1 protein-coding gene is annotated in these 279 nt (G+C 60.2%); it reads right to left on the bottom strand.

Translation table 11 applies throughout. The annotated features are described in order from the left end of the window. The coding region (locus SB753_RS36665; RefSeq protein WP_410805027.1) for a hypothetical protein at positions 1–227 on the bottom strand (227 nt) is incomplete at its 3' end. Positions 228–279: the final 52 nt, after the last annotated feature.

The raw sequence follows: 279 nt of genomic DNA on the forward strand, positions 1-279 counted from the left end.
CCAACCTTTGGTTTGCGAGTGGGGGCAGAATGCCCGGCAGGCCGTAAAAAATGGTTAACGGCAAAATCGGCATATTTGCGCAGTTTGCCCGAAGCTGCTGGATGCAGCAGGGTTAATGCCCGGCGGGCGATGACAGGTGGGCGATGAGGGGCGGAAATAAGCGCGTTGGGGCTGGCGCCGCCGGGCGATTGTCCGCATAGGCCAGTGATGGCCGAAAATTCCCCCATGGGCGCGCAGCCTGCCGCAAAGGATATTCATTTCCGCGAGTTCGTGCTGCTG

Origin of the sequence: Paraburkholderia sp. SIMBA_053 (assembly GCF_046534895.1) — a bacterium.
GTDB classification, from domain to species: domain Bacteria; phylum Pseudomonadota; class Gammaproteobacteria; order Burkholderiales; family Burkholderiaceae; genus Paraburkholderia; species Paraburkholderia caledonica.